Origin of the sequence: Bacteroides sp. RTP31139st1_H2_RTP31139_211217 (genome assembly GCF_040227615.1) — a bacterium.
Classification (GTDB): Bacteria; Bacteroidota; Bacteroidia; order Bacteroidales; family Bacteroidaceae; genus Bacteroides; species Bacteroides uniformis.
In genome coordinates this window covers 1-9,019 of sequence record NZ_JBCNZM010000115.1, presented here as the reverse complement: position 1 = coordinate 9,019, position 9,019 = coordinate 1, and the positions used below count along the sequence as shown (strand labels likewise).

Here is a 9,019-nt window from a genome sequence, read left to right as displayed (position 1 = left end):
AATTTGAGAAATAAAACTGATTTAAGAAGCCGTTCAATGGAAACTATCAATCAGTTCTGCGCACGTCATTCATACCGTGACTTTGTGAAAAGCCTTGGAGGGAAGGCGGTCAACACTAAAGAAATCATTGAACGGGGTTATGGTTATGGGCGTTTCGTTTCTAATTTTCAAAACCTATTGAAGCATATAAACGTCACACAAGCAGAAGCGCACGCCCATTTCAAAGACATCATTCTGAAAACCCCGTATGAAGAAATCCACGAGGAAATCGTGAAGTTTGTTCAAGCGAAAAGTAAATATGACTTGAAAACAGCAAAAGAACTTGTTAAAAATCTCAGAATGTCTTCAAGTGAATTTGCAGAAACACTAAGAGGAATCAAGGGTGCGTAACCGTCCGATAAAAATCCAACTTCATATCAAGCGGAAGTTTATCAGCGTACCTTGCCATCCTGTCATTATCCCCTCGGGTATGAAAAAGGGTGGCAAGGTCTAAATTTGCAGTATCTTCCCCCACAATAGCCAAATAACGCTCCTTGTCAGATATTCCGATGTCTTCACGCTCTTTGTCTGTTATGTTATAATCAAAAACTGTTTCCATACTCTGATTGGTTAAGTTATTTTCTCCGAATTTGACGTATAAACGCTTTACTTTCCAAATTGGTGTAAGTCTTCACGTTCTGAATTATCGCCCGGCATTCGGGCGCAATCGCAACGCCACTAAAGAACGGCGGCAATTTTGCGGATATTATCCAAACGCTGCATGAAAGATTTGTCTTTTTGAGCGATACGCACATTGTATCTCATTTGAAGACGCATCAACGGTTCAGCTTCAACCCCCAGCGCAGCCTCAAACATCATCGCTGTTTTTTCAGTGACAGGTCGGCGGGCGTTCAATATCTCATTCAGAACAGAATAGCCTATGCCCATCCGTTCTGCCAACTTGCGTTGAGAAATCCCCCTGTATTCGATTTCTTCTTTCAAGATTTCCCCCGGATGCGTGGGAAACGCAGGTTCAAGATTGTTAGCAATCATTTTAGGGTCAACTCCCGGTATTGTTATCATAATCAATCATTTATAATGGTTTGACAAATCTGTAATATTACATATCGTGGCAACGGTTTCCCCGTCTTTGGTATGTTCCTCGAATTCAATGCGATATTGGTCATTCACTCTCACAGAAGAAAGACCCGCTTTATCGTCTTTCAATTTCTCGTAATTCAATGCGTTGTATCGCATCAACCCCAAGACATTTGAAGTGTCCCTCATCAAATCTATCACACGAATATATTTCCGTATAATTTGAGGCTGAAAACGGTGTTTCTTATCCGTTCGCCCGGTATTATACATTTCCCGAAGATATTCTTCATTGAAGATTATTTCCATATTCAGTTCTTTTTCTGCAGCAAAGATAAGTTCTTTTTCTGAGAGTTCGCAAAAAAAGCGAATATTTTTTTTTGAAAGCCTCAAACGGGTAAACCGAATAACATGATTACACCATAATCACAAACACCCTCAATTTGCCCGTTTTTAGCCCCGCTATTGAATTTTCACAGTCAATCTTGTATAAGTTATAAGCCTACTTAAAATCACGTCTTAAATCGGCTTATTTGGGCTTGTCTTCATCATCAACCTGTGAACGGGCTTTTTTGCGCCTTACTGTGAACCGCCTCCTGAGTTATCAGGCAACGTTTCCCGTCATACGGCGTACCGTCAGGTAGACCGATGTTGTACAAGCGGTTGACCCGACAGCCGATTTGTTCTGCCGTGAAGACATCATAAATCGCCGCAAGTGACGTGAAGAAGAACTCTGTTCTTTCGTCATCGTTCAATGGCGGTTCTTTGAACTGAACCCGGTAAATCGTCTTTTGCTCTTTCGCCATAGTCTTTTTCTGTTTAACGCCCCAAACCTTGTGTCAGGCGAACCCCTCCAAAAAACGGCGTGTGCGCCTGACCCGTCAGGGTCTTTTTTTATACTACGTTAGTAGTATTTTTTTCTATATTCTTTTCTTTCCTCTCCTTTAGGGGTTTCTTGCGCAGAAAACACTAATTAAACAGAGTTTTCTACGAGAAAACATATATTATCTCGTAGAAAACATTGCTTTTTCAATTGAAAAGCTCTTCAACCCTATAAAAAGCCGACCTCCGTTTGATTGTTTTCGCTGTCTCGACACCCCATATCCCGGCAACAAGCCTGATAGCTTCTATATCCCCGTCAAAGGCAATGCAACATTCATGGTTATTGTATTCATAGCAATAAACCTCCTGCGGGTCACATTCATTCTTTATTCGGGCTTCCATGTCTTCGTAAAACTTGAACAGGCGTTCTATACCGTCTTTTGTACCATAGCCCCCTGCGCCGAAACTGTAAATCTTCTCCCCGTCATTCAAAGGGCGTATTCCTTTCATACCCCTTGCGAATGATTCATTACCGAAAGCGAAGAAGCAATCGTATTTCTTCACGTCAACCGAATCACGTTCATTACAGAGAGCCTTATAACGTCCCAAAGTCCGGGCGTTCTTCCATGTCATTAAACAATCATTTTCAATATCTTCATTGAACTCAAATTTCTTTTCGTCTGTCATCGTTGTTTCTCAGTTATTAAACCCGACACAGGGCTTTTACGGCTCTCTGTCGGGCGTGGTTAAACATCATGTCAACTATTCAAAATCGGGATAAGTCATTTCAATAGGCATATCAGGCTCTCCCTCAAAGTCATTATTGCAAGCTGAATATAATTCAGGCGTATCGCTCCCAAGCGTAATGTCTTTCCATAATTTGCCGTTGGTGTCTCTGTAAACGGGTCTGTCCCAACAGTCAATCCCGATAAATGTCAAATCTGTCTTTTTCATTGCAGTCTATTTTTAATCCCGCAAACCCGCTTTTGACGGGTTCACGGGAGATTGTTAATTTATGCTTGTAATTTCACACGGTTGAGAAGCGAACCTGAAATTTCATGTAATTCCCGGCTTCTTTCGGGAGTCAGTTCTCGGGCGTGAGCCGTGATTGCCTGAGTGAGCTTCCAAAGGGTTGAACCTCCCTGAACACCATCTTCGGGGTCATTGCGCATCAAAATCTTTTCAACTTCCTTACTTTCCTGTTTCAGAAGACTTCCGTTCTTTGTCAGGTTCTTCAATTCATGCTCAAAGTCAACATCAATTTCGGAAGCCCCCTGTATCTCGTAGGCTTTCTTCATCAGGTTATCTTTCCCGAACAGCCCTTTCGTCAGGTCTTTGACCGCTGAAACGGTGGTCTTCGTGTCAAGTTCATACGTTTTGTTGGATAGTTTCAGGTTATCAGGCAGCTTAGACCCCAAGTGAACCTGCTTCATCACGCTTTCACGAACCATACCATTAAGGCAAGCCCCGTTCAAGAGAAACGCCCGCATGTCAACCGCCCCGTCCCCGTAGTCAGAGGTTGAGAACCGTGCGCCCGCAAATATGATGACATCGCCGTTCTTCGCTGTCGGTATGACGATTGGCTGTGGCAGGATTGTTTCTGCCCAAACCTTTGTGTCGTTCATATAAGCGTCCGAAATTACCGCCCCTTGCTTGCTCGCTTCCTGAACAAAAGCCGTCAGGATTTCAACGCTGTTCAGACGGCGGTAGCTGTCAGAGAGAACACCCCGAACCTGCTCCCCTACGGTTCTGACAAGAACACGGCTTCTTTCCGTCCAACCGCTATGCTCGTTCAGAATTTCGGCGGCAAGGTTCTTAGCCCACTCAGCCCCCTGCGCAAGCTGTCTGAGATAACGCTGCGGAACTCCCATTCTGTCAGCAAGCTGCCCTATGGCGTTATCATGGAGCGAGAACTGACCGTCAGGCATATTCATCATCAGACGTTCTCCCCCGTTGAATGTTATCACGGGGCTGTGGTCTTTCTGTCTCAGGTTAACGCCTATCGGGGCGATATAATCCTGCGCTATCTTTCCCTCGCTGATAAGACGCTCCATTGTAGCTTGAACCCCAACGGATTTACCGTCTATCATTCTCTGAACCTTGTTGATTACAACATCATTCAAACCCTGTTGCAGGGTCTTTTCGTTTGTCACTGTCATTGTTTCCATACTTGAAAATTTTATTTGGGTTAATACTGAATTGATTTTTCTAAATATACCTTTGCTTCCTCATACAAGGCGGCTTCTGTCAAGTCATCTGAACTTGGTTCAAATCCCGCCCAAAAAGCCGCTTCGATAATACTGTTCATATTGTCTTTCATAATTCTGTCCTCCTGTTCAGATTGAAAATTCGCGTTTGAAGTCTTCATCGGAATTGATAGTATCAACGAGAATAGTCATAAGGCTTCTTTTGCTCCCAACTTTTGCGATACTGAAAAGACCGTTTTCCTTTTGTTCGTTTGTGGCGATGAAGATAAATCCTTGTTTCGTTTCGGGCTTGAAAGGGAGAACCTGACGGTTCAGTTTTCTAAAATTGATTACCATAATCTTTTCCTCCTGATTATTTGATATAAAATGAAAATTTAATACCACTGCGGAGTTTGCATACGCATTTGTCTTCAACGTTATTGAAAGCCCGCTTCAAAAGTTTATTGAACATTTCAACACCGATAAGAGCGATAGCCCCTGAAACGCCAACCAGCTTGTGAACCTTGTTCCCCTCGCCATCAACGCCTGAAACCTTAATTCTGAAATTACGGTTGATTTCTCTTGTGCTGTATGCTAAACTCACTGTCTTCATATTTCTGTTTTTTTGAGGTTCAAAAGTGATTACATCTTAATCATGTTGCAAATATAAGTTAAGTATTTTGGAAATAATCAACTTTTTCGGATAAAAATTAACTGAACAGATTATTTTTAACCCCACTTAACTCCACTTCCGTAGTATTTAACTCCATTATCTCAAAAACAGCCTCAAAATAGCTTAAAAGCATATTTTATAGCATAAAAACTGAGACAAACAAGAAAAAGCATTATTTTTCTGAGTATATTGTAATCACTTTAAGAAATAAAGCATACCTTTGTTGCGTAAACTTTTCAGTTAAACAAAGCATTCATTATGAAACAAAAGATTTTAGAGGCGTTGAAAGCCAAATTTCCGGGGGTCAACGCAAATGTATTGAACAGGATTGCCGATAAACTCGCCAAGACTGTAACCACAGATGAACAAATAACAACTGCTATTGCAGGGGTAACAAAAGAGTTCATCGAAATCATTGAAAGCTACGGCGACAGCCGTGCGACAGAAGCCCAACAGACAGCCGTACAAACCTATGAAACCAAATACGGTCTGAAAGACGGGCAAAAGATTGATAACGGGGGCGGCTCTCAGGGCGGTCAGCAAGGAGGAACGCAAACCGTTCAGACACAATCCGCAGGGGGCGAGCAAGCTCCGGCTTGGGCACAGGCTCTTATCGAAAGCAACAAGACGATAACCGAGCGTTTGAACAAAATGGATGGAGACCGTACAACTGCAACCCGCAAGCAACAACTTTCCACAATCATTGAAAAACTGCCTGAAAATCTACGCAAGGCTTACGAGCGCACACCTGTTGACGGTCTAACCGATGAACAGTTCAACACGCTTGTCGGCGAAATCACTACCGAAGTGGACGGCATTGTCAATGACACACGGGCAAAAGGGGCTGTTTTCGGAAGACCTGCCGCACAGAACGGCGGTTCATCAAGTCAAGGGAACGAACTGACAAAAGAGCAATTGGAGGCTATATCACACCGTGACAACAAGCCCGCCGACGGTCAGCCGTTCTAATGTTTAACATCCAAAATCATTCAAAAATGGGAATGACAGTAACACGCAGGAAAGACACACGCACACCTCGTGTCTTCATGCACAAAACAGCGGATATTCGCGGCGGCGTTTCGGTCAAGGTTTCTGAACTCGGCGGCGATTTTCTGAACGAGGGCGCAGTATTGAGCGCACCCGACAACGGCATTTGCCACGTTGTGAAGATTGCCGTTCTGTCGGCAGAAGCGACAGATACCGCAACTGACATCAAAGTAAATAAAGGTCACAATTTCAAAGTTGGCGATTTCATCATGGCTGATGAAGGTGGCAAGGCTTACGCTATCACATCTATCACAACCACAGAGAAAACCCACGACACAATCAAGGTCAAGACCACTCTTGGAGTGAAGATTGAGAAAGGCGGATTTATCATTGAAGCCGCAGCGGAATCGGCAGCGGAAACCTCAAAACTGAAATACACCCCGCTTTCACTTGTCGGAACAGGCAAGCCCATCGTGCAAAACTCAAACCTTGACACGGACGCTTGGCTTATTGGCGTGACAAAGGGCAACCCGCTTCCTGAATGCGTGATGAAACACCTCAAAGGTATCATAAACTATTAATCGTAAGTAATTTATGGGAACTATTGTAAATACAATGATTCAGGGTTTGACCGAACAAATGGTTCAAGCCCGTCTGAATTCGGCTGACGCTTCGGGCTTCCTTTTCGGAAAGCACTTCCCCGTTAAGAAAGTCAACGGCTTCAACTGGCAAACCTTAACGATCCAGCTTGAAAAGAAGAATGTCGCCGCCGACCTGCATACTGACAACGGAACTATCATGCGTAAACGCCGCCCGATATTCGAGAGCGCACGTGGAGATATTCCGTTTATCTCTATCAGCCGTGAACTTTCACGCTCTGAAATCAAAGATTATCAAACGGCTTTGGCTTTCGCTCAGGATGAAGATGCTACCAAACTTGTTGAGTATTGGGGAAATGATGTTGATTTCTGTTTCAACGGCGTTCAGTCTGAGGAAGAATACATTGCATGGAAACTCGCTTCAAACGCTGGCGTGCTTAAATTCACAACCACCACGAACGCAACCTATGCCAATGAATTTGACCTTGACTATGACGTGGATGATGAGATGAAAACCAAATCATCCGTTGATTGGAACAGAAAGTCAACTGCTGACATTATCGGCGACCTTGCTAAATTCGTGAAGTTGGGTAAGGATCATAACCTGAACTTGAAGTACGCTTTCATCAATTTGGATGAACTGTACAAAATCTGTTCTGCGGAACAAATTATTAAACAGTGCGCTTCTTTCGCCGCCAACGCCCTCGGTATCTCTCAAACACCTGACTTGGCTGCTGTAAATACCATGCTCGCAAAACAAGCATGGCTGAACGGTATTCAACTGCGTGTTATCGACCAAACCATCACCCGTGAATTTTCAGACGGTTCACAGACTTCTGGCAACCCGTTTGAGAACAGCCGTATGATTTTGTCAGAAAGTGAAATACTCGGTTCCACGCAGTATGACATTCTTCAGGAAAATGAAGAAACAATTCTGAGAGCCGTGCGTGCCCATACAGTCGTGAAGAAGTACGGCACGATTGAGCCTAAGAGCGAGGTTACAATCGGTCAGGCTGACGCTATTCCCGTATTTGATACGGCTTACCGTAACATCTACGTGAGAACGGACGCACAAGATTGGGATTAAAGACGGTCTTGAATTATGGCAAAAGTTATCGAAAACCTGAAAGGGATAAACGCCTACCCGATACCGCTCCGAACACTTGTTGAGACAGCGGACAAACGGGGGCTTGACCTTGACACGGAAGCGACAGCAGAGGTTCTGAAAGGGAAAGCCTACAACCTCGCCAAAGCAGACTTACTTCTGTGGCTGTCTTTCGCTCCTGACGTGTCTCAGGGCGGTCAGTCCTTTTCATTCACGGACGAACAGAGAACGCAATTCCGCAATCATGCCAAAGCCTTGTACAAAGAATTTGACGATGACAGCGGCAGCGCAAACAAACCTATTTACGGATATAAAGGTTCTCGGCTTTAAAAACGGAAATGTATGCTTATTCAAAACGGAACAATCGAATTCAAGACAAAGACAGCGGGCGGGATTGACCCTGAAACGGGTTATCCCGTCAAACCGTCTTCCGTGGCATGGGGCGAACCTGTTCCATGTCAATTCAAGGCGAAGAAGTTCAACCAACTCGGAATTATCAAGGGGGAACACTTCACAGTGGCTTCCTATGAAATCCTGATTGAAGAACAGCCCGTTCCATCGGAACAGCTACGCTTGAAAGACTTGTCAGGAAAAGAGATTGGCACGTTTTCAATCATTCAGGCAGAACCGCTTGAAGCCGTGTGCGAAGTAAGAATTTTGGTCTAAAGCGATGTGCGGCTGTATGTCGGCTTTTCTTTTTCAACCCGGTCAAACATACCAATAAGAAAAGTAAACGCCACATGCGCCGATTTCGCAAAAAATAACTGAGAAGAATATGCCTATCACACAACTAACACCGATGTCGGAGATTGACAGATACACGGAACAGCAGCTTGAAAGGCTGAAACAAGTTCTTATCCGAAACCTGATGTATATCGGGGAGACAGTCTTGAACAGGGCACGTTCAACCAATTCTTACAAAGACCGCACGGGCAACCTGAGAAGTTCAATCGGCTATGTTATCACGGTTGACGGGCGAATAATCCATTCATCCAGTTTCCAAACCGTGAAACAAGGCAAGGACGGTTCTTCAAAGGGGGCAGCGTATGTGAAAAGCCTCGCAAGAAAATTCCCGCAGGGGATTTGCCTTATTGTCGTGGCTGGTATGAACTACGCTTCTTATGTGTCCGCAAAAGGGCTTGACGTTCTTGACAGTTCAGAACTTCTTGCCGAGCGTCTTGTACCGCAAATGTTGAAACAACTCGGATTTCATTAAACAGAACTTATATGGCTAAGACTTCAAAACAAATTCAAGGGGACGTGTACCGTCTGCTGAAAAACAGTACCCTTTCCTCGATGATTTCAGGGGACGTTTACAGAGGGGACGGTAAGACCAGCAATCGCCCGAGAGACAGTCGCAAGGAGGATGCCGTTGTGATATTCACATCGGGTCTTTCGGGTGACATTCAAACGGGTGTTGTAACCGTGAATATCTATGTTCCAGATGTTGACCCTTACGATAACGGGGTCTTCGTTGAAGACGGTCAGCGGGCAGAAGAAATAGAGCGTCTCGCCAATGATTGGGTCAACAGCCTGACCGCCGATAAGTCCTGTTATAAATTCAGGCTTCAAC

The 9,019-nt window shown here is 44.3% G+C and carries 18 protein-coding genes; 7 read left to right on the top strand and 11 right to left on the bottom strand.

Going from position 1 to position 9,019, the window contains the following annotated elements:
• A partial coding sequence (locus ABUA47_RS16965) for a hypothetical protein (protein ID WP_349831802.1) occupies window positions 1–390 on the top strand: 390 nt, incomplete at its 5' end.
• Here the strand turns inward: ABUA47_RS16965 and ABUA47_RS16960 are convergent.
• The 10 genes from ABUA47_RS16960 to ABUA47_RS16915 form a co-directional block, all read right to left on the bottom strand.
• A complete protein-coding gene (locus ABUA47_RS16960) occupies window positions 377–598 on the bottom strand; it encodes a hypothetical protein (protein WP_038607014.1) in 222 nt (73 codons plus the stop codon). The genes ABUA47_RS16965 and ABUA47_RS16960 overlap by 14 nt on opposite strands.
• Window positions 599–717: 119 nt before the next feature.
• On the bottom strand, window positions 718–1,062 hold the full coding sequence (locus ABUA47_RS16955; RefSeq protein ID WP_007565027.1) for a HigA family addiction module antitoxin: 345 nt from the start codon (window positions 1,060–1,062) through the stop codon (window positions 718–720).
• A gap of 6 nt (window positions 1,063–1,068) precedes the next feature.
• Window positions 1,069–1,383, bottom strand: a complete 315-nt coding sequence (locus ABUA47_RS16950; RefSeq protein ID WP_038607017.1) for a type II toxin-antitoxin system RelE/ParE family toxin — start codon at window positions 1,381–1,383, stop codon at window positions 1,069–1,071.
• Window positions 1,384–1,625: 242 nt separating this feature from the next.
• A complete protein-coding gene (locus ABUA47_RS16945) occupies window positions 1,626–1,880 on the bottom strand; it encodes a hypothetical protein (RefSeq protein WP_149923037.1) in 255 nt (84 codons plus the stop codon).
• Window positions 1,881–2,103: 223 nt separating this feature from the next.
• Complete coding sequence (locus ABUA47_RS16940; RefSeq protein ID WP_038607023.1) at window positions 2,104–2,583, bottom strand: hypothetical protein; 480 nt, start codon at window positions 2,581–2,583, stop codon at window positions 2,104–2,106.
• A gap of 75 nt (window positions 2,584–2,658) precedes the next feature.
• Window positions 2,659–2,850 carry a hypothetical protein gene (locus ABUA47_RS16935; protein ID WP_007565019.1) on the bottom strand — a complete coding sequence of 64 codons (192 nt, stop codon included), beginning with the start codon at window positions 2,848–2,850 and terminating at the stop codon, window positions 2,659–2,661.
• A 59-nt stretch (window positions 2,851–2,909) separates the two neighbouring features.
• Window positions 2,910–4,064: a hypothetical protein gene (locus tag ABUA47_RS16930; protein WP_149923036.1), complete on the bottom strand. Its 1,155-nt coding sequence runs from the start codon at window positions 4,062–4,064 to the stop codon at window positions 2,910–2,912.
• A 20-nt stretch (window positions 4,065–4,084) separates the two neighbouring features.
• Window positions 4,085–4,216: a hypothetical protein gene (locus ABUA47_RS16925; protein ID WP_258899323.1), complete on the bottom strand. Its 132-nt coding sequence runs from the start codon at window positions 4,214–4,216 to the stop codon at window positions 4,085–4,087.
• Window positions 4,217–4,232: 16 nt separating this feature from the next.
• Window positions 4,233–4,439, bottom strand: a complete 207-nt coding sequence (locus ABUA47_RS16920; protein WP_149923035.1) for a hypothetical protein — start codon at window positions 4,437–4,439, stop codon at window positions 4,233–4,235.
• 16 nt (window positions 4,440–4,455) lie between these two features.
• Window positions 4,456–4,695, bottom strand: coding sequence for a ribosomal large subunit pseudouridine synthase B (locus ABUA47_RS16915; RefSeq protein ID WP_349831800.1), 240 nt, complete (start codon window positions 4,693–4,695; stop codon window positions 4,456–4,458).
• Between the two features lie 318 nt (window positions 4,696–5,013).
• On the opposite strand from ABUA47_RS16915, the gene ABUA47_RS16910 reads away from it, so the two are divergent.
• From ABUA47_RS16910 to ABUA47_RS16885, 6 genes are all read left to right on the top strand, one after another.
• Window positions 5,014–5,724, top strand: a complete 711-nt coding sequence (locus ABUA47_RS16910; protein ID WP_349825822.1) for a hypothetical protein — start codon at window positions 5,014–5,016, stop codon at window positions 5,722–5,724.
• Window positions 5,725–5,750: 26 nt separating this feature from the next.
• Complete coding sequence (locus ABUA47_RS16905) at window positions 5,751–6,323, top strand: hypothetical protein (RefSeq protein ID WP_122132186.1); 573 nt, start codon at window positions 5,751–5,753, stop codon at window positions 6,321–6,323.
• 13 nt (window positions 6,324–6,336) lie between these two features.
• Complete coding sequence (locus ABUA47_RS16900) at window positions 6,337–7,428, top strand: hypothetical protein (RefSeq protein ID WP_349831799.1); 1,092 nt, start codon at window positions 6,337–6,339, stop codon at window positions 7,426–7,428.
• Between the two features lie 15 nt (window positions 7,429–7,443).
• Entirely contained in the window at window positions 7,444–7,776 is a 333-nt protein-coding gene (locus ABUA47_RS16895) for a hypothetical protein (protein WP_149923032.1), read from the top strand.
• 12 nt (window positions 7,777–7,788) lie between these two features.
• Entirely contained in the window at window positions 7,789–8,112 is a 324-nt protein-coding gene (locus ABUA47_RS16890) for a hypothetical protein (protein WP_149923031.1), read from the top strand.
• Between the two features lie 109 nt (window positions 8,113–8,221).
• Complete coding sequence (locus ABUA47_RS16885) at window positions 8,222–8,662, top strand: hypothetical protein (protein ID WP_007564998.1); 441 nt, start codon at window positions 8,222–8,224, stop codon at window positions 8,660–8,662.
• An 86-nt stretch (window positions 8,663–8,748) separates the two neighbouring features.
• Here the strand turns inward: ABUA47_RS16885 and ABUA47_RS16880 are convergent.
• Window positions 8,749–9,019: hypothetical protein (locus tag ABUA47_RS16880; protein WP_349831797.1), on the bottom strand; the 271-nt coding region annotated here is incomplete at its 5' end.